This is a genomic window from Phenylobacterium sp., assembly GCF_035944335.1.
In the GTDB taxonomy this organism is placed as follows: Bacteria; Pseudomonadota; Alphaproteobacteria; order Caulobacterales; family Caulobacteraceae; genus Phenylobacterium.
In genome coordinates this window covers 73632-91016 of sequence record NZ_DASZBG010000011.1, presented here as the reverse complement: position 1 = coordinate 91016, position 17385 = coordinate 73632, and the positions used below count along the sequence as shown (strand labels likewise).

The 17385-nt window shown below is 69.8% G+C and carries 17 protein-coding genes; 7 read left to right on the top strand and 10 right to left on the bottom strand.

Going from position 1 to position 17385, the window contains the following annotated elements; translation table 11 throughout:
- Nucleotide 1 precedes the first annotated feature (1 nt).
- Complete coding sequence (gene flhA, locus VGT80_RS02860; protein ID WP_414693885.1) at nucleotides 2–2068, top strand: flagellar biosynthesis protein FlhA; 2067 nt, start codon at nucleotides 2–4, stop codon at nucleotides 2066–2068.
- On the opposite strand, the gene VGT80_RS02855 is transcribed toward flhA, so the two are convergent.
- From VGT80_RS02855 to VGT80_RS02835, 5 genes are all read right to left on the bottom strand, one after another.
- The gene (locus VGT80_RS02855) at nucleotides 2065–2985 is read right to left on the bottom strand and encodes an acyl-CoA thioester hydrolase/BAAT C-terminal domain-containing protein (RefSeq protein WP_327452695.1); all 921 of its coding nucleotides are present in this window, start codon (nucleotides 2983–2985) and stop codon (nucleotides 2065–2067) included. The genes flhA and VGT80_RS02855 overlap by 4 nt on opposite strands.
- A 1-nt stretch (nucleotide 2986) precedes the next feature.
- On the bottom strand, nucleotides 2987–3511 hold the full coding sequence (locus VGT80_RS02850) for a hypothetical protein (protein WP_327452693.1): 525 nt from the start codon (nucleotides 3509–3511) through the stop codon (nucleotides 2987–2989).
- A gap of 69 nt (nucleotides 3512–3580) precedes the next feature.
- Entirely contained in the window at nucleotides 3581–3889 is a 309-nt protein-coding gene (locus tag VGT80_RS02845) for a transcriptional regulator (protein ID WP_327452691.1), read from the bottom strand.
- 1 nt (nucleotide 3890) lies between these two features.
- Nucleotides 3891–4454, bottom strand: coding sequence for a hypothetical protein (locus tag VGT80_RS02840; RefSeq protein ID WP_327452690.1), 564 nt, complete (start codon nucleotides 4452–4454; stop codon nucleotides 3891–3893).
- A gap of 58 nt (nucleotides 4455–4512) precedes the next feature.
- On the bottom strand, nucleotides 4513–5238 hold the full coding sequence (locus VGT80_RS02835) for an NIPSNAP family protein (RefSeq protein ID WP_327452689.1): 726 nt from the start codon (nucleotides 5236–5238) through the stop codon (nucleotides 4513–4515).
- Nucleotides 5239–5386: 148 nt separating this feature from the next.
- Here VGT80_RS02835 and VGT80_RS02830 point away from each other — a divergent pair, with 148 nt between their 5' ends.
- The gene (locus tag VGT80_RS02830) at nucleotides 5387–5752 is read left to right on the top strand and encodes a DUF4282 domain-containing protein (RefSeq protein WP_327452688.1); all 366 of its coding nucleotides are present in this window, start codon (nucleotides 5387–5389) and stop codon (nucleotides 5750–5752) included.
- A gap of 9 nt (nucleotides 5753–5761) precedes the next feature.
- Here the strand turns inward: VGT80_RS02830 and VGT80_RS02825 are convergent, their stop codons facing one another.
- The 5 genes from VGT80_RS02825 to VGT80_RS02805 all read right to left on the bottom strand — a co-directional run bounded on the left by VGT80_RS02825 (nucleotide 5762) and on the right by VGT80_RS02805 (nucleotide 11195).
- The gene (locus tag VGT80_RS02825) at nucleotides 5762–7705 is read right to left on the bottom strand and encodes a CocE/NonD family hydrolase (RefSeq protein ID WP_327452687.1); all 1944 of its coding nucleotides are present in this window, start codon (nucleotides 7703–7705) and stop codon (nucleotides 5762–5764) included.
- Nucleotides 7706–7779: 74 nt separating this feature from the next.
- Entirely contained in the window at nucleotides 7780–8187 is a 408-nt protein-coding gene (locus VGT80_RS02820) for a flagellar FliJ family protein (RefSeq protein WP_327452686.1), read from the bottom strand.
- A 64-nt stretch (nucleotides 8188–8251) separates the two neighbouring features.
- A complete protein-coding gene (fliI, locus tag VGT80_RS02815; RefSeq protein WP_327452685.1) occupies nucleotides 8252–9592 on the bottom strand; it encodes a flagellar protein export ATPase FliI in 1341 nt (446 codons plus the stop codon).
- 131 nt (nucleotides 9593–9723) lie between these two features.
- Complete coding sequence (locus VGT80_RS02810) at nucleotides 9724–10299, bottom strand: hypothetical protein (RefSeq protein ID WP_327452684.1); 576 nt, start codon at nucleotides 10297–10299, stop codon at nucleotides 9724–9726.
- Nucleotides 10300–10490: 191 nt separating this feature from the next.
- Nucleotides 10491–11195, bottom strand: coding sequence for an isoprenylcysteine carboxylmethyltransferase family protein (locus VGT80_RS02805; protein WP_327452683.1), 705 nt, complete (start codon nucleotides 11193–11195; stop codon nucleotides 10491–10493).
- Nucleotides 11196–11445: 250 nt separating this feature from the next.
- On the opposite strand from VGT80_RS02805, the gene ctrA reads away from it, so the two are divergent.
- From ctrA to VGT80_RS02780, 5 genes are all read left to right on the top strand, one after another.
- Nucleotides 11446–12141 (top strand): response regulator transcription factor CtrA, encoded by a 696-nt coding sequence (gene ctrA / locus VGT80_RS02800; RefSeq protein ID WP_327452682.1) that lies wholly within the window; start codon nucleotides 11446–11448, stop codon nucleotides 12139–12141.
- A gap of 114 nt (nucleotides 12142–12255) precedes the next feature.
- A complete protein-coding gene (locus VGT80_RS02795; RefSeq protein WP_327452681.1) occupies nucleotides 12256–14640 on the top strand; it encodes a M28 family peptidase in 2385 nt (794 codons plus the stop codon).
- A gap of 30 nt (nucleotides 14641–14670) precedes the next feature.
- Entirely contained in the window at nucleotides 14671–15021 is a 351-nt protein-coding gene (arsC, locus tag VGT80_RS02790; RefSeq protein ID WP_327452680.1) for an arsenate reductase (glutaredoxin), read from the top strand.
- Between the two features lie 141 nt (nucleotides 15022–15162).
- The gene (locus VGT80_RS02785) at nucleotides 15163–16509 is read left to right on the top strand and encodes a M23 family metallopeptidase (protein ID WP_327452679.1); all 1347 of its coding nucleotides are present in this window, start codon (nucleotides 15163–15165) and stop codon (nucleotides 16507–16509) included.
- Nucleotides 16510–16563: 54 nt separating this feature from the next.
- Nucleotides 16564–17370: a methyltransferase domain-containing protein gene (locus tag VGT80_RS02780; RefSeq protein ID WP_327452678.1), complete on the top strand. Its 807-nt coding sequence runs from the start codon at nucleotides 16564–16566 to the stop codon at nucleotides 17368–17370.
- Nucleotides 17371–17385: the final 15 nt, after the last annotated feature.

The window sequence follows — 17385 nt, the reverse complement described above, 5'->3', positions numbered from 1 at the left end:
CATGCTGGCCGAGCGCCCCTCCGCGCGCGAGGTGTGGGGCTGGGTGGCGCGTGGCGAGGTGGCGCTGGCGCTGGGCATCCTGGCCATCGTCGTCCTGCTGATCCTGCCCGTCCCGGCCTTCATGCTGGACGTGCTGCTGTCGATGTCGATCACCTCGGCCGTCCTGATCCTGATGACCTCGCTGTTGATCAAGAAGCCGCTGGAGTTCACCGCCTTCCCCTCGGTGCTGCTGGTCACCACCCTTTACCGGCTGGGGCTGAACATCGCCTCCACCCGCCTGATCCTCGGCCACGGGCACGAGGGCGTGCACGGCGCGGGCCACATCATCGAGGCCTTCGGGAAGCTGATGATGAGCGGCAGCTTCGTCATCGGCATCATCATCTTCGCCATCCTGGTGGTGGTGAACTTCGTGGTGATCACCAAGGGCTCGGGCCGCATCGCCGAGGTCGCCGCACGCTTCACCCTGGACTCCATGCCCGGCAAGCAGATGGCCATCGACGCCGACCTGTCGTCGGGCCTGATCGACCAGGAGGAGGCCAAGCGCCGGCGCAAGGAGCTCGAGCAGGAATCGACCTTCTTCGGGGCCATGGACGGCGCGTCCAAGTTCGTGCGCGGCGACGCCGTCGCGGGCCTGGTCATCGTTGCCATCAATGTGATCGGCGGCATCCTGATCGGCGTGGTCCAGCACCATGTGCCGATCGCCCAGGCGTTTTCGACCTACACCATCATGACCATCGGCGACGGCCTGGTCAGCCAGATCCCGGCGCTGATCATCTCCATCGCGGCCGGCCTGCTGGTCTCCAAGTCCGGCGTCGAAGGCTCGGCCGACAAGGCGCTGGTCGCCCAGCTCGCCATGAACCCGGTGAGCCTCGGCATGGTCGCAGCCGCCGCGGGCGTCATCGCCTTCGTTCCGGGCATGCCGATCCTGCCCTTCGCGACCATTTCCATCGCCTCCGGAGTGCTGGCCTGGCGGCGGTCGCAAAAGGCGCTGGAGGTACCCCCGGTGCAGATCGCCGCCGACACCGCGCCGGAAGAGGAGCCGATCGCCCAGACCCTGGCCATCGACGAGATCAAGATCGAGCTGGGCTACGGCCTCCTGGGGTTGATCAACGACCTCGAGGGGCGCCGGCTCACCGACCAGATCAAGGCGCTGCGCCGCACGCTGGCGGCCGACTTCGGCTTCGTCATGCCCAGCGTGCGCATCCTCGACAACATGCGCCTGCCCTCCCAGGGCTACTGCATCCGCATCAAGGAGATGGAGGCCGGCGCCGGCGAGGTGCGGCTGGGCTGCCTGATGGCCATGGACCCGCGCGGCGGCCAGGTGGAGCTGCCCGGCGAACACCTGCGCGAGCCTGCCTTCGGCCTGCCCGCCACCTGGATCGACGAGTCCCTGCGCGAGGAAGCCACCTTCCACGGCTACACGATCGTCGATCCGGCCACGGTGCTGACCACCCACCTGACCGAGATCCTCAAGGAGAACATGCCGGACCTGCTCTCCTACGCCGAGGTGCAGAAGCTGCTGAAGGAACTGCCGGCCGAGCAGAAGAAGCTGGTCGACGACCTGATCCCGGCCATCGTCTCGGTGACCACCATCCAGCGCGTCCTGCAGACCCTGCTGCGCGAGCGGGTGTCGATCCGCGACCTGCCCGCCATTCTCGAAGGCATCGGCGAGGCCGCGCCGCACACCACCTCGATCACCACGCTCGTCGAGCAGGTCCGCACCCGCCTGGCCCGCCAGCTCTGCTTCGCCTACCGCGGCGATGACGGCGCCCTGCCCATCGTGACCCTGAACCCGGAGTGGGAGATGGCCTTCTCCGAGGCGCTGGTCGGTCAGGGCGAGGACCGGCAGCTGGCGCTGGCGCCCTCACGGCTGCAGGACTTCATCCGCGCGGTTCGCGAGACCTTCGAGCGCGCGGCGCTCACCGGCGAGACCCCTGTGCTGCTCACCAGCCCGGTCATCCGCCCCTATGTCCGTTCGATCATCGAGCGCTTCCGCGGCCAGACGCCGGTGATGAGCCAAAACGAAATCCATCCCCGCGCGCGGCTGAAGACCGTCGGCGCGATCTAGGCCTTCAGCGCCTCGTCGAGGAACTGCAGCGCCTTGGGCCAGGCATCGACGCGGGCCGCGACATTGCCTTCCACCGTTCCACCAAGGCTCGCCAGCCGCGCGAGGTTCGGCGAATTGGCCGGCGGCGGCGGTCCCAGCACCGGGTGGCCGGCGTGGTCGTAGGCCAGGTGGCGATGCGGATAGGCGAACCGCGCCGCGTCCAGGCGGACCATGATCGCCTCGGCCATCAGCGTCGAGGGCCAGAGCTGATCCTCGCGCCCGGAGACCAGCAGCACGGGGCCGTGGATCTTTTCCACGAGGATGGTCGCGGCGGCCGGCGCCTTGGCGAGGCTGCGCGTGTAGAAGTCGAGGACGCCGTTGAACGGGGCGCCCATGTCGTAGGTCGCGCAGGCCACGGCGGCTCCGCCGGCGGTCCAGGACGGCCCGGCGTGGGCGAAGTCGGCGGGGTTGATGCCGCTCCAGGCGATGCTGGACGGCGCGCCGGCCACCACCGCGCGCAGCCGCCGATCACGCGAGGCGATCAGCAGGGCCGCCTCGGCGCCCTTGGAGCCGCCGAGCACGCCGATGCGGCGCGGATCGACGGACGGCTGGGCCGCCAACCAGTCGACGGCGCGCCGGAAATACTCCAGCGGGATGTTCTGCAAGGTGGCCGGCAATCCGGGCGCGCCGAAGTAGGCGAGCGCCAGGGCGTTGAAGCCGTGCTCGGACAGCAGCCTGGCCAGCGGCGCCGAGCCGGCCACGCCGCCCTCCGACCCGCCCAGCACCAGGACGGCGGCCGTGCGCCTGCCGCCGGCCGCCGGATGGAACTCGCCCACCATGCCGTCGGGCAGTGGGGTCTTGGCGGCTTGGGCCACGGCAGGTCCGACGCAGGCTGCCGCCAGCGCCGCGCCCATGAGGGCTCGTCGGGTCGTTCGCATGTCAGGCGGCCTTTGCAAGTTGCGCCGTCTCCGCGGCCCGGCGCTTGGGCCGGCCGGCGAAGGTGGCGATCAGGAATCCGGCGATCAGCAGGATGAAGGCCAGCATCACCAGGCCGTGGGTCATGCCCACCACCTGCCGCTGGTGGAAGAAGATCGGGCGCAGGGCCTTCACCCGCAGGTAGACCTCGTTCACGCCGCCGCCGACCAGCACATAGTAGCTGCCGAGCATGCAGGTGAGGTGCAGATAGCGCCAGCCAGCGGGCCGCTTCCAGCGGCCGAGCGAAAAGCCCGCCACGCTCAGCACGATCGCGATCACCGCGAACCAGTGCGCCGCCGTGAAGGCGTGCCGCGTATAGATGCCGAGGCTGGTGAAACTGGCGAACAGCAGGCTCGCCACATAGGCGTCGCCGAGCTGACGGTGGCGGCGCGTGCCCTTGCGCCTCACGATCAGCCAGCCGCCCAGGCCCAACGCTGCGACGCAGGCCGCCGTGTGCAGCCATCCGAGGATCGAAAGGGACAGGTCCATCGCGCTCTCCATTCGATGAAGATACTCTGCGCCACAGAGTAATCTGTCAACCTGGAGTTCCAGCGCGGCTCACGCCTGGTCGGGCGTCGCCCCTTCGATGATGTCGCGCAGGTAGCGGAGATGGCGCTCGTAGGCGTTGCGGCCGACCCGGCTGAGGCGCACCCGGGTGCGGGGCCGCTTGCCCACGAAGTCCTTTTCGATCTCGACGTAGCCCGCCTTCTCCAGGGTCGCGAGATGGGCCCCGAGGTTTCCGTCGGTGGCCTGGGCGATGGCCTTCAGGCGTTTGAACTCCAGCGCCTCGCCGGCCGGCAAGGCGTTGAGCACCGACATCAGCCGCAGCCGCGTCGACTGGTGGACGATCTCGTCGGGCTCGGCCACCTCAGACGGTCCTGAGCCACAGGCCGCCCAGCACCAGCCCGCCGCCGCCGGCGGCCGCCATCCACAGCAGGAACTGCTCATGCGCAAACAGCCAGCCGCCCAGCGTCAGCGCGATCATCGCCGCACCGACGGCGGCGATGCGCAGTCCCTGGTTGGCCCCAAGGACCACGTAGGCGCAGCCCGCCGCGAGTCCAGCCATGGCCTGGCTCTGGGCGGCGCTTCGAAGCGGGCTGATGATCGATATGCCGATGGCCAGCATCGCGATGGCCGCGGCGATCAGCAGCGCCGAGCCGACCCCTCGCCACCGTGATTCCGACGGACCCTTCGACTTCATCCGCATTCCCAGCGCGACGCTGCCCGCCACGCCGATGACGTCGCCCAGCAGCCAGGCCCAGTTCCCGGCCATGGGGTTCAGGTAGGCGGCGACATCGGCCACCGCCCAGATCAGACCCCAGAGGAGCAGAAACCCGCTGGCGCCGCGGTAGCCGGCGAGCCGGTGCGAGCGCCCGGCGGCGTCCGCCGCGTCCTTCAGCGCCCGCTCGGCGTCTTCGCGTCCAATGGCCATCCTAAACCCCCGACTCTGCGCCACAGAGTATGTGGGATGGGCGGACTGTACAAGGCGGCTAGCGCAGGGCCGATCGCGCGGTCGGCGCCAGCCGGAGCCACTCCGGCTTGCGGGCGAAGGCCGGGCTCAGCGCTTCCGGCGCCGCGTCCCGCCAGCCGCTGCGCCCGGTATGGCGGCGCCAGAAGACCGCCTCGGCCCCGGCCGTCTCGAACCGGCTGAACCAGATGAACACCCGCTCGCCGTCGCGCACGGGCAGGGCCGGGAAGCTGTTGGCCGCGGCCTCGGTCACGAAGCTCGCCAGCACCGGCGCGCCATCCGCCTCGATCAGCGGTCGCATATGGCCCTCGAAGAAATCGGCGAAGGGCGGGGTCAGCACGTCGTCGAGATAGTGGATGGCGGCGGTCAGCACCGCACCGAACGGCGGCCCGTCGCGGGCGCCCAGCTCGAAGCCGCCGCGAGGCGCCGAGGGCCTGAGCAGCAGCACGTTATCGGAATCGAGCATGGTGGGATTGGCCGCCTCGCGGTGCGCCCGCCAGACGGGCCCGGTATAGAAGGCCTCCAGCGCGCGGCGCCGCGCGTCCATCTCGGGAAAGCCGCGCAGCCAGACGAACCTGTCGGGGTCGTCGAGGTCGCGGAACTGGCCGATGAGCCGCGCGCCCACCGCCTCCTGGCTCTCGATGAACTCGCGTTCGAAGAGGCCGATCAGCTCGTCGCGGCGGCCGGCGCGCAGAGTGTACTGGCGCAGCTCGACGATCGGGCAACAGCGATTTCCGGGCTGTGACATGAGGTCCTTCCGGCGGTGGTCGACAGGCGTCGCAATCTCCGCGATCCCTGCTGACAGGGCAGGTCAGCATGCTGCGGCGTTGCCGGGCGGGCCTTCGGCTGATAGCGGTTCGGCGGGGCCTTTGGAGCCCGTCAGTCGTGGGATTCGGATGCGGCGAGCTTTCAACAGACCCGAGGGCAGCGGCTGGGCGCTCCTGTGGGACCTGCTCACCTTCGAGCGGCTGATGACCAATGCGGTCATCCACCTGGTCTATTGGGCCGGCCTCGGCGTCATCCTGCTGGTCGGCTTCGGCAGCCTGGGCGCAGCCGTCGGCGTGGCGATCCGCGATCCCCTGCCCTGGGGCATTCTCCTGGCCATCCCGGTGCTGATCGCCGGCCTCTTGATCACCGGCGTCCTGGTGCTGCTCTGGCGCTCGTTCTGCGAGTTCTACGTGACCATCTTCAAGATCAGCGAGGACCTGGGCGTCCTGCGCCAGGACCTGGAAGCCGAGCGGGCGCGGGCCGGCAAGCCCTAGGGCGGGCGCCTACCGCCCCGTGAACGGGACCACGGGCAGCTCGATGGCGCTCGCCGCCTCGCCGCCGAAGAACACCCGCTCCGTCGCCTTGCGGTAGTCCGCGGGCTTGGCCAGGAAGATGTTCGGCGTGAAGGTCTGCGGATTGCGGTCGTAGAGCGGGAACCAGCTCGACTGCACCTGCACCATGATACGGTGTCCCGGCAGGAACACGTGGTTGGCGTTGGGCAGCACGAAGCGGTAGCGCAGGGTCTTGCCGGGGGCGATCGGCTTGGGATCCGAGAAGCTCTCGCGGTAGCGGCCGCGGAAGATGTCCATGGCGATCGGCAGCTCGTAGCCGCCGAGCTCGGCCTGCGAGGCGACCTCGCCCGGATAGACGTCGATCAGCTTCACGACCCAGTCGCCGTCGGTGCCGGAGGTGGCGGCGAACAGGTTCACCACCGGCGCGCCGGAGATCTGCACCGGGGAGCTCAGGACCCCGGTCTCGTAGGTGAGCACGTCGGGCCGGCCGTCGACGAAGCGCTGGTCGCGCACCAGCCAGGTCTGCCACTGGCTGCGATCGGCGTTCACCACCGGACGCGGCACGAAGGGCACCGGCTTGGCCGGATCGGAGACATATTCGTCGGAGCCCGCCTTCGCCGGCCGCTCGAAGCCGAGGCCGCCGCCGGGCTGCAGGTAGAGCGGCTTCAAGGGCGCCGGGCAGGCCGTCTCGCACGCCAGCGGCCAGCGTTGCAGCCGGTCCCAGCGGTCGAGGCCCGTGCGGTAGATGAGCACCGGCGGGGTGTCGGCCCTCGGCGCGCCATCCTTCAGGTACTGGTCGAAGAACGGCTTCAGCACGTCGCGGCGGAACTGCAGGGCGGTGTCGCCCTCGAATTTCAGCGGGCCCAGGCCGCGGCCCTCGTAGTTCACGCCCGAGTGCCGCCATGGGCCGATCACCAGGTAGTTCTTGTCGTTGTTCACGTCCTTGGGCTCGAGGGCGGCGTAGGAATGGTTCGCGCCCCACATGTCCTCCTGGTCCCAGAGGCCCTGTTCCCACATCACCGGCACTGTGAGCGGGCCCGCGCCCATCACCTTGTCCAGCGCTTGGGCCTGCCAGAAGGCGTCATAGGCCGGGTGCTCAAGGATCTTGCGCCAGAAGGGGTACTGCTCGAGGCCCGCGGCATGCGCAAAGTCGCCGGCCGAGCCCGCGGCGAGGAAGTTGGCATAGTCGTCGAGCCCGGCCCGCGTGACCGGCTCACCCTCGTCGCGCTTGGTGGTCTGGCCGGTGATGTAGTCGAAGTTCGGCTGGCGGAACGCGCCATAGTGGAACCAGTCGTCGCCCATCCAGCCGTCGACCATCGGGCTCTCAGGAGCTGCGACCTTCAGCGCCGGATGCGGATGGACCAGCGCCATCACCACCGTGAAGCCCTCGTAGGAGGAGCCGATCATGCCGACTTTGCCGTTGGTCTCCGGCACGTTCTTCACCAACCAGTCGATGGTGTCCCAGGCGTCGGTGGAATGATCCGTCTTGGTGTCGTTGAGCGGCCCGACCAGCGGCCGGGTCATGATGTAGTCGCCTTGCGAGCCGTACTTGCCGCGCACGTCCTGGAACACGCGGATGTAGTCGTGACCCTCCATGAACGGCTCGTCGCCTTGCGGCATGGCGTCGACCATGTAGGGCGACTGCGAGCGCTCGGCGCGCTTGGTGGCGTTGTAAGGCGTGCGGGTCAAAAGGATCGGCAGGTGCGTCCCGCCCTTCGGCGTGACGATGACGGTGTGCAGCTTCACCCCGTCGCGCATCGGGATCATCACCTCGCGCTTGACGAAATCGAAGGCGTCCGTCGAGGCGATGGACTTGCCGGTGATGTCCGGCGCGGTGGGTGGGGTCGGGCCGGGCGGGGTCAGGTTGGGCGAGGTCTGGGCGGCGGCCGGAAGGCTCAGCGCCGCGATCGCCGCGGCCAACAGGAAATGACGCAAGTCGGTACCCCCAAGGACAACCCGAGCGGACCTTAGCGGCAATCGCCGCGGCGGCGGAAGAGCCGGTGGGGGCGCTAGCGCGCGACTTTGCGCAGGCCGAGCTCGTCGAGGGCGGTGGTCTCGCGCTTGGCCTCGGCCTTGCGTTCCATGAGGCGGGCCTGCTCGGCCACGTGCTCGTACTTCTTCTGCGCCTCGAAGGCCTCGGCCAGCGCGTCGCGCGCGCCCTGCTCCTCGATCTCCAGCTCGGCGATGGCGGCGCGCGCATCGGCCTTGCGGGTCCGCAGGGCCTCGAGGAAGGTGGTCTTGTAGATCCCCGACATCGGATCGTCGTCGGCGCGCGACATCTCCGCCTGACCCTCAGCCTCGAGCAGCGCGAGCTTGAGCTCCGCGCCGGTCTTGCGGTCGCGCACCTCGGCGAGGCGCTTCTGCAGCGTCTCCACCTCGTAGGTGGCGAGCTTGATGAGGCTTTCCGACCAGCTCATCCTGCGTCGCTCCTGGCGGAGCTATGCAGGATCAGTGTCCTGCGAAGCCTTGCGCGAAGCAGAGTCATGCGGCCGCGCCGGTCATCAGGATGTCGGACAGGCGGGCGAAGGCCACGTCGAGGCTCATGGCGTCGTCCTTGTCCTGCCGCAGGAATTCCTCGAGCGCCGGCTGCAGTTCGATGGCGCGGTCGATCTGCGGGTCGGAGCCGGTGCGATAGGCGCCGATGCGGATCAGCTCTTCCATGTTCGAATAGGCCGACAGGGCCTGGCGCGCGAGCGTCACCAGGTCCCGCTCGTGGGGGTGCTGGCAGCCAGGCATGGTGCGGCTGATCGACTTCAGGACGTTGATCGCCGGGAAGCGGCCGCGCTCGGCGATCGCCCGCTCCATGACGATGTGGCCGTCGAGGATGCCGCGGACCGCGTCGGCGATCGGCTCGTTGTGGTCGTCGCCGTCCACCAGCACGGTGAACAGGCCGGTGATCGGGCCCGCCTTGGTGCCGTCGGGCCGCACCGGGCCAGGTCCAGCCCGTTCAAGAAGCTTCGGCAGCTCGGTGAACACGGTCGGCGTATAGCCCTTGGTGGTGGGCGGCTCGCCAGCGGCCAGGCCGATCTCGCGCTGGGCCATGGCGAAGCGGGTGACGGAGTCCATCATGCACAGGACTTCCAGGTCCTGATCGCGCAGGAATTCGGCGAGCGCCAGGGTCATGTAGGCGGCCTGGCGGCGCTTCAGGGCGGGCTCGTCGGAGGTGGCGACCACCACGATGGCGCGCTTCAGGCCCTCTTCGCCCAGGGTCTCTTCGATGAACTCGCGGACCTCCCGGCCCCGTTCCCCGATCAGCCCGACCACCACCGCGTCGCACTCGGCGTTCTTGGCCAGCATGGAGAGCAGCACCGACTTGCCGACGCCGGAGCCGGCGAACACCCCCAGCCGCTGGCCGCGGCAGCAGGTGGTGAAGACGTTCATGGCCCGGACGCCGAGGTCCAGGCGCCCGCCCACCCGGTCCCGCGCGTGGGCGGGCGGCGGGGCGGCGCGCAGGGCATAGGGCACGATCCCCTGGGGCAGGGGTCCCTTGCCGTCGATGGGCTCGCCGAAAGCGTCGACGACGCGGCCCAGCCAACCCTTGGAGGGCCGGACGGCCGAGCCCTGCGGCTCGATGCGGATGGAGGCGCCCGGCGCCACGCCCTCGACCGGGCCGAAGGGCATCAACAGGGCGCGGGTTTCGCGGAAGCCGACCACCTCGGCCGGTAGCGGGGGTGCGCCATAGCGTTCGATCTCGGCGCGGGCGCCCACGGCGAGCCGGCTCAGGCCGCCGCGCGCCTCGATCAGCAGGCCCTGCACCGCGGCGACCCGCCCCGAAACCGTCAGTGGATCCAGCCGCTCGACCGCGGACACCAAGCTCTGCACGAACGCCCCTCGTTGCCGGCGTTAAGAATCGGCTGTTCGGCCTTAAGGGGTGGTGAAGATCGGCATGCTCAGAGGCGAAGGCCCGGAGTTTCCTCCGGGCCCGATCCTTGTCGGTCGCGCGGTCGGCAGGGCTACTTGGGCGCGATGGCCTCGGCTTTGTCGTCGAGGCGAAGGGCGCTGGCGTCGGAGACGGTTCCGCGGGTGGGGCCGCCGACGATGGCGGAGGCATTGACCCCGCCGTCGCTGGCCGTCGAGGCCTTGGGGGTTCCGCGGGCCGCGTCGAACGCCATCACGACGAGCCGCCGCTGCGACTCATCGGCGATATTGACCCGGAACATGCGTCCCCCGCGGTCGGCGGTATCGGGCAGGATGATGAGGCTGGTGAACTGGCCGTCGACCATCACCGACCGGTACAGCCTCGAGGCTTGCTGAATCCGTCCGGTGCGCTGATAGGACGCCGCCAGATTGAAGCGGTTCGCGGGGCTGTTGTCGCCGTTCAGGGCGCGTTCGAAGAGGTTGGCGGCCGTCCAGTTGTCGCCGTCGACGGCAGAGGCCAGACCCGCGCTCGCCGCGGCTTGCGAGGCGGCGGGGGCCGGCGCGGTCTGCAGCGCTACGGCGGCCGACTGCCGGGACGACGGCATCGTCGCGCACGCAGCGGACAGCAGGCCAAGCACCATCACGCCGGAAATATTCGTCAGATTGCCCATAATATTTGTCCAATTCTCGAAGAATTGGTGACCCGTCTGAACGCGAGATGATCCCGAATTCGCCGATCTTAATTCTTCAGGATGGCAACGTCAGCGCTGACGAATAGTTCCCACATCAAACAATAATGGGCTTCTTATATTTGTGATTTCCAACCTCTTCATGGTCTTCTTCGGCTTCAGCCGAGGCGCGACTAGAGGACGTAGGGGATCAAACGCCCCGTGACGCGCCGCGCGTAGTCGCCATAGCCGGGCAGGTTGGCGCGCAGATAGCGCTCCTCGATGACGATGCGGGCCAACGTCATGATCAGGAACCCCACCGCGCCGATCGCCGCGGCGTAGCTGCCGAGCCAGAGCGCCGCGCCCACGTAGAACAGCAGCATGCCCGCGTAGAAGGGATGACGTACGACGCCGTACAGCCCGGTATCGATCACCCGCTGCCCGCCCTCGCTCTGATCGTGGATGGTGGGCGCTGCGAACGGATTCTGGCCGATCGCCACGTGGGCGACCGCCACGCCCACGACCACCGCCGCCAGGCCGCCGGCGGCTATCGCCGGGCCCGGCGCGGGCAGCAGGCGCAGGCGCGCGGCGTCCAAGGCCACGAAGGCGAACCAGGCCAGGATGAAGGCGAGGTAGAGGAAGACGCCAAGCACATCGATCAACGGCTGCTTCTTGGCCTTGGTGGCGACCAGCCCCTGTTGCCGCACCGCAAAGCTCGCCGGCCGCGCAGCCGCCAGGATCGCCGAGCCGGTCATGGAGAGGCCGGCCACGACCGCCAGGAACACCCAGGCGTGCAGCCACACCCACGCGCGCCCGGCGAGGCCAGCCGTCAGCAGCAGCACGGCCGCGACCACGATGATCGGCGGCAGAGGCGCGACGAGAGCCTTGAAAATCCGCATGGCGCGCCCTCCCCGAGCCGGCCCGCCTGTTTCGCACGGGCCGTCCAATCACAAAAGATTCACCGGGCCGTGGAGTCGCGCCCCCGCTGTGGCGGCTTGAACGCGATTCCGAAATCAGATTAACGATTCGCTGGAGACGGACATCACTCATTAACCAGTCTTAAATTAACTCGGTGGCAAGTTATCGCTGAGGATCGGGGCGGATTCATAGAATTCGCGGGGCGGCGACGGAATAGGGTAGGAGCACCTGATGCGCGTACTGTTGATTGAGGACGACAGCGCCACCGCGCAAAGCATCGAGCTGATGCTGAAGTCGGACGGTTTCAACGTCTATACCACCGACCTCGGCGAAGAGGGGGTGGATCTGGGCAAGATCTACGATTACGACCTCATCCTGCTCGATCTCAACCTGCCCGATATGAGCGGCATGGACGTGCTGCGCACCCTGCGGGTCGGCAAGATCAACACCCCGATCATGATCCTCTCCGGCACCTCCGAGATCGAGACGAAGGTGAAGACCTTCTCCGGCGGCGCCGACGACTACATGACCAAGCCGTTCCACAAGGATGAGCTGGTCGCCCGCATCCACGCCGTGGTCCGCCGCTCCAAGGGCCACGCCCAGTCGGTGATCAAGACCGGCGACATCACCGTCAACCTCGACGCCAAGACCGTGGAAGTGAACGGCCTGCGCGTCCACCTGACGGGCAAGGAATACCAGATGCTGGAGCTGCTCTCGCTCCGCAAGGGCACGACGCTGACCAAGGAGATGTTCCTCAACCATCTCTACGGCGGCATGGACGAACCCGAGCTGAAGATCATCGACGTGTTCATCTGCAAGCTGCGCAAGAAGCTGGCGGCGGCGGCCGACGGCAAGCACCACATCGAGACCGTCTGGGGTCGCGGCTACGTGCTGCGCGACCCGCAGGAGGCCATGGTCGCCGCCTGACCCGAGGTTAGAGTTCGAGGAGAGTAACCGCGCCCGCCTCCCCAGGGAGGCGGGCGTTTTCGTTTTCCGCCCAAGGCGGCTAGGTTGGCCTCAGGTCTTCCTGGGAGGGACGCCGTGGGACGCCTGCTCGCGCTGGTTGGAGCGCTGATCGTCGCGGTGCTGATCGCCTGGACGGTGCAGCAGCCTCCCAAGCCCCGGCCCGCCTCCGCGCCCGCCGCAATCTTCTCCGCCGAGCGCGCGATGGCCGACATCCGCGCCTTCGCCTCCCGGCCGCACCCGATCGGCTCCGAGACCAACCACGCGGCGCGGGACTATCTGCTCGGCCGGATGACCGCGCTCGGCCTGGCGCCGCAGATCCACCGCGGGGTGGGCGTGCGGCAGGCGCCGCAACTGCCCGGCGTGTTGCTGGGCGGCGAGGTCGAGAACCTCGTGGGCGTCCTGCCCGGCCGCGACCGGGCGGCGCCCGCCCTGACGCTGATGGCCCATTACGACAGCGTACCCGGCTCCTCCGGGGCGGCCGACGACGGCGCGGGGGTGGCCTCGATCCTCGAGATCGTGCGGGTCATCGCCGCGCAGGGCCGCCCGGCGCGCGATGTGATGGTGGTGCTCACCGACGGTGAGGAACCGGGGCTCCTGGGCTCCAACGCCTTCTTCCGCCGCGACCCGATGGCCAAACATGTCGGCCTGCTGATCAACGTCGATGCCCGCGGCGACGCCGGCCGCGTGCAGATGTTCGAGACCGGCTCGGGGCCCGGCGGCGACGTCGCCTTGCTGCGCCACACGGTCAGCCGGCCGCAGGCGAGCTCGCTGGCGGTCTACGTCTACCAGCGGATGCCCAACGACACCGATTTCACCGAGGCCAGGCGCGCCGGGGTCGCCGGCATGAACTACGGCTTCCTGGGCCGGCAATTCGACTACCACGCGGCCAGCTCGACGGCGGCGACCCTGGACCCCGGCACCTTGCAGGACGTGGGCGACCAGGTGCTGGGTCCGGCCCGCGCCGCGGCCTTCGGCCCCGCCCTGCCGGCCGCCGCGCCGCCGCTGACCTTCAGCCAGCTGTTCGGCGACATCCTGTTGGCCTATCCGCCGGCGGCCGGATGGCTGATCCTGCTGGCGGCCGCCGGCCTGCTCGCCGTGGCGCTGGCGCGCGCCCGCCGGATCGAGGCCTTCCCCTGGACCGATGTCGCGCGCGGCGCCGGGGCCGCCCTGTTTGCCACCCTGGGCGCCATGACGGTGCTGCACTTCGCAAGGCGCGCCACCGGCGCGGACTTCGGCTACCTCGAACAGCGCTTCCTGCTGGCCGAGGCCAGCCGTTGGGAGACCGCCCTCCTGCTGCTGGGCTTGGGATTCCTGCTGGCGGCGATCTCCGAGATCGGCCGCGGCCGCCGCCAGATCGCTTTCCTGCCGCTCGCCGCGGGCCTCGCCGGATCGCTGTTCGGCGGTTTCGACCCGGTGGGGCTCGGCATGGGCGTCGCGGCGTCCCTGGTGGCGCTGGCCAGCTACGGCCGGCCGGTGAGCCGCGCCGGGGCCTGGGCCGGCGCCTTGACGCTCGGGCTGGTGCTGGCGATTGCGGCCCAGGCGCTGGCGCCCACCGCGGCCTTCATCTTCGCCTGGCCCGTGGCGCTGGGCGCACTCGGCGCGGCCGCCACCGACCTCTCGGAGCGCCGCGGCTTGCCGGCCCTGATCGTCCTGGGCCTGATGGCCGCCGTGGGCGTCGGCTGGCTGGGCGGCTATGCGCACCAGGCCTTTCTCAGCCTGGACCTCGTGGAGCTGATGACGCTCACGGTGGCCGGCGCGGCCCTGCTCATCTGGCCGCTGGCCCAGCCGGCGGAGGGCGCCCCGCCCGAGCGGCTGATCGGCCCGGCGCTGATCATCGTGGGCCTGGCCGTCACCGTCGCCGTGCGGGTGAACGACCCCTACAACGCCCGCTTCCCGGAGGCCTCGCAGGTCATCTACCAGCAGGATCAGGACGCCGGCCGCGCCTGGCTGGTCAGCCTCACGCCCGATCGGCCCGGCTGGTCCGAGGCCGTGCTCAAATCCGGCGGCGGCAAGATCGCGAAGCTCAAGGCCTGGCCCTGGGCCGGTCCGGTGGACGCCGGGCCCGCCCCCGTCGTCCCTGAGCCGAGGCCGGAGATCACCTTGGTCAAACAGGCCGACGGCACGCTGCTGCTGCATGCCGCGCCCCCGGCCGGCGGGCGTCGGCTGGTGCTCGGGCTGCAGCCGGACACCCCCGCCGTGCTGGTCAGCGCCGACGGCGTGCCAGTCGGCATGGCGTTGCCGCCGGGCGCCCTCTCGCGCGTCCGCTGGGAAGCGGCGCCGCAGGGCTTGAGCCTGGTCCTGCGCCCCTCCGGCCCCGGCAAGCTGGCGGTGAGCTACAGCGCCCGGCTCGACCGGTGGCCCGCGGGCCTGCCGCCCCTGCCGCGGCGACCGGCCAACGTCATGGCCTTCAACGATTCCGACAGCGCCTACCTCACCGGCTCGCGGCGCTTCGCTTGGTGATCGCGGCGGTTTTGGCTAAGCCGTAGCGCCATGAGCGATGTCGTCATCTATCACAACCCGAGCTGCGGGACCTCTCGCAACACCCTGGCCCTGCTGCGCGAAAAGGGCGTCGAGCCGACGGTCGTCGAGTACCTGAAGGCCGGCTGGACCGCGCCGCAACTGACGGGCCTGTTCGCCAAGATGGGCGTCTCGCCCCGCGATCTCCTGCGGGTGCGCGGCACGGACGCCGAGGCGCGCGGCCTCACTGACCCGGCCGCCTCCGACGCCGCCATCCTCAAGGCCATGACGGAGAACCCCGTGCTGGTGGAGCGGCCCATCGTCGTGACCGCCAAGGGCGCGGCGCTCTGCCGCCCGATGGATCGCGTGCTTGAGCTCATCTGAAGGCGTGACAATCCGACCGGGGGCGCGGGCGGGAATTTGCGGCCATGTTGCACGCGCCGGCGGGGGGCTCCGCAGCCGGCGCTGTGAGTTCGGCTTGGCTTAACCGGGACCTTAACCAGTCTCGGCTAGTACGGGGGCGTCATGGAAGACCGCGGGCAGGATCACCAGCCGCAACGGCTGACGTTCAAGGTTGCGCCGCGCGCCGCGGCGGGTACGGCGGCGCTGCTGGCCCTGTTCGTGGCCTGGAAGCTCACCGACACCCACGCGCCCGCAAAGGCCCCGACCCTCGATCCCGCCGCGGTCGCGGCCCTGCAGCACCAGGCCTTCACCCAGGCCGAGGCACAGCCGGGCTTCTCGGCCCCGCAGTCGGTGCAGGTGAAGGTCGAGCGCGGCGAGACCCTGGAGGGCGCGGTGCAGCGCCTGGGCGTCTCCGCCGACGACGCCCGCCAGGCCGTGCAGACGCTGGGCGGCGGCATGGACATCGTCCACGTCAAGGCGGGCCTCGCCCTGCAGGCCGCGATCGCCAGGCCGCGCGCGCCGAGCGCGCCGGTCCGCCTGGTCGGCCTGTCCCTGCGCACCGGCCCCGCCAGCGCCCTGACCCTCTCGCGGACCTTCGACGGCGCGCTTCGCCTGCGCCAGCTGGCCGAAAGCGTCCGCGACGACACCGCCGTGGCCAACGGCGAAATCCAGGGCTCGCTCTACGAGAGCGCCGAGAAGATGGGCGCCACGCCCACCATCACCGCCCAGGTGGTCAAGCTGTTCTCCCACAAGCTCGACTTCCAGCGCGACATCCAGCCGGGCGACGGTTTCAAGCTGGTCTTCGATCGCAAGGTCACCGAGAGCGGCCGCACCGTCTCGGCCGGAGACCTGCAGTTCGCCGAGCTTCACGGGGTCAAGTTCTACCGCTTCGAGCGCGCTCGCGACGTCGAGTACTTCGACGAGTTCGGCAAGAACATCAAAGGCTTCCTGCTGAAGACGCCGGTCGACGGGGCCCGCATCACGTCGCTGTTCGGCATGCGCAAGCACCCGGTCCTGGGCTACACCCGCGCCCACCAGGGGATCGATTTCGGGGCCGGCACGGGCACGCCGATCCTGGCGGCCGGAGACGGCACGGTTCTGGAGGCCCGCCGCTGGGGCGGCTATGGCAACTGGCTGCGGATCCGCCATTCGGGCGGCTGGGACACCGGCTACGGCCACATCTCCCGCTATGCCTCGGGCATCCGCCCCGGCTCCCACGTCCGCCAGGGCCAGGTCGTGGCCTATGTCGGCGCCACGGGCTTGGCGACCGGTCCGCACCTGCACTACGAAATCTGGAAGAACGGCGAGCGGGTGAACCCGCTCTCCACCAAGGTGCCGCAAGGCACGGTGCTCGCCGGCGCGGAGCTCTCGCGCTTCAAGGCGGAAAAGGCGCGGATCGACGGTCTGGTGCGGCGCGACCCGCAGAAGCTCGCCATGGCCGACACCGGCGCGACCGCCCTGCGCCGATAGGCTTGTTCCCGCGCCGGACCGCCGCTACTCCCTCGGGGGCCGCCGGAGCCGCCGATGAACAGCCTGAACCATCAGATCGCCAGCCACCTGAAGAAGGTCGCCGGCGAATGGCCGGCCGAGCCCGACACGGTTTCGATCAACGCAGCCCTGCGGGTGATGAGCCGCTGGCGGCAATTCCACATCGTGGAGAGCTACCTGCGCCGCCACGGCACGATCATCTGGGGCGGGCCCTTCAGGGGCATGGATTACGTGGCCACTGCGGCCGAGGGCGCCTTGATGCCGCGGCTGCTCGGCAGCTACGAGGGCGAGCTTCACCCCCACCTGCGGGCCTTCGCCGAGGAAGACCTGGAGGTGATCATCGATGTGGGCTGCGCCGAGGGCTACTACGCGGTCGGCCTGGCGCGGCTGATGCCGCAGGTCACGGTCCACGCCCGCGACATCGACGAGAAGGCGCTGCAAGCCTGTCGGGCGCTGGCCGACAAGAACGGCGTCGGCGAGCGGGTGATCGTGGGCGGGGAGTTCCAGCCGCAGGACTTCGAGGCCTTCGCCGGCCGCCGCGGCCTGGTGATGGTCGACGCCGAGGGCGCGGAGCTGGACGTGCTGCAGCCCGAGCTCAGCCCGGCGCTGGCGGGCCTGAGCCTGATCGTCGAGACCCACGACATCTATCGCGCCGGATGCCTGGCGACCCTCCAGCAGCGTTTCGCCCCGACCCACGACATCGTCGTGGTCGAGCAGCAGTACCTGCCCTTCGATCCTCCGCCGTGGTTCGCACAGCTGCCGCATCTCGACCGCATGCTGGCGGTCTGGGAGTGGCGGGTTTCGCCGACGCCGTGGCTAGTGATGCGACCGAAGGCTGGCTGACCTACGGCTTGTTTC

What these genes read in the sequence shown, in the direction of transcription:
- VGT80_RS02805 (WP_327452683.1), bottom strand. Translation starts at nt 11,195, where the DNA reads ATGCGGATTTTCAAGGCTCTCGTCGCGCCTCTGCCGCCGATCATCGTG.
- VGT80_RS02810 (WP_327452684.1), bottom strand. Translation starts at nt 10,299, where the DNA reads ATGGGCAATCTGACGAATATTTCCGGCGTGATGGTGCTTGGCCTGCTG.
- VGT80_RS02830 (WP_327452688.1), top strand. Translation starts at nt 5,387, where the DNA reads ATGCGGCGAGCTTTCAACAGACCCGAGGGCAGCGGCTGGGCGCTCCTG.
- arsC (WP_327452680.1), top strand. Translation starts at nt 14,671, where the DNA reads ATGAGCGATGTCGTCATCTATCACAACCCGAGCTGCGGGACCTCTCGC.
- VGT80_RS02855 (WP_327452695.1), bottom strand. Translation starts at nt 2,985, where the DNA reads ATGCGAACGACCCGACGAGCCCTCATGGGCGCGGCGCTGGCGGCAGCC.
- flhA (WP_414693885.1), top strand. Translation starts at nt 2, where the DNA reads ATGCTGGCCGAGCGCCCCTCCGCGCGCGAGGTGTGGGGCTGGGTGGCG.
- VGT80_RS02835 (WP_327452689.1), bottom strand. Translation starts at nt 5,238, where the DNA reads ATGTCACAGCCCGGAAATCGCTGTTGCCCGATCGTCGAGCTGCGCCAG.
- VGT80_RS02780 (WP_327452678.1), top strand. Translation starts at nt 16,564, where the DNA reads ATGAACAGCCTGAACCATCAGATCGCCAGCCACCTGAAGAAGGTCGCC.
- ctrA (WP_327452682.1), top strand. Translation starts at nt 11,446, where the DNA reads ATGCGCGTACTGTTGATTGAGGACGACAGCGCCACCGCGCAAAGCATC.
- VGT80_RS02820 (WP_327452686.1), bottom strand. Translation starts at nt 8,187, where the DNA reads ATGAGCTGGTCGGAAAGCCTCATCAAGCTCGCCACCTACGAGGTGGAG.
- VGT80_RS02840 (WP_327452690.1), bottom strand. Translation starts at nt 4,454, where the DNA reads ATGGCCATTGGACGCGAAGACGCCGAGCGGGCGCTGAAGGACGCGGCG.
- VGT80_RS02785 (WP_327452679.1), top strand. Translation starts at nt 15,163, where the DNA reads ATGGAAGACCGCGGGCAGGATCACCAGCCGCAACGGCTGACGTTCAAG.
- VGT80_RS02850 (WP_327452693.1), bottom strand. Translation starts at nt 3,511, where the DNA reads ATGGACCTGTCCCTTTCGATCCTCGGATGGCTGCACACGGCGGCCTGC.